Here is a 301-nt window from a genome sequence, read left to right as displayed (position 1 = left end):
GGCCAACGAGGGGCGCGGGGTCGGCGAGAGGAGGGGCGCTGGGCAGCGAGGCTCAGCCGGCCTGGCCCGGGGACTGGACGGGTCCGGAGAGCGACTGGAAGTACAGACGGGTGTAGTACGCCTGCAGCGCACGAAGCACCGGATAGAAGAGCCACCACAGGCCGTTGGCGGGCCGCGAGAACGCGCTGATCTCGAGCCACACCGATCCGTCTTCGGTCTGCTCCACGATGAACGATTCCTCGCCCTCCTCCGGATGCCCGGGAAGGGTGCCGTAGGCGAAGCCGCGGCGTTGCGGCTCGTC

1 protein-coding gene is annotated in these 301 nt (G+C 69.8%); it reads right to left on the bottom strand.

Annotated elements, in window-relative coordinates:
• Window positions 1-52 precede the first annotated feature (52 nt).
• Window positions 53-301: DUF1990 domain-containing protein (locus FVP33_RS19090; protein WP_147785265.1), on the bottom strand; the 249-nt coding region annotated here is incomplete at its 5' end.

The sequence above is a fragment of the Lacisediminihabitans profunda genome (assembly GCF_008040105.1).
GTDB classification, from domain to species: domain Bacteria; phylum Actinomycetota; class Actinomycetes; order Actinomycetales; family Microbacteriaceae; genus Lacisediminihabitans; species Lacisediminihabitans profunda.
This window is presented reverse-complemented; position numbering and strand designations above follow the sequence as displayed.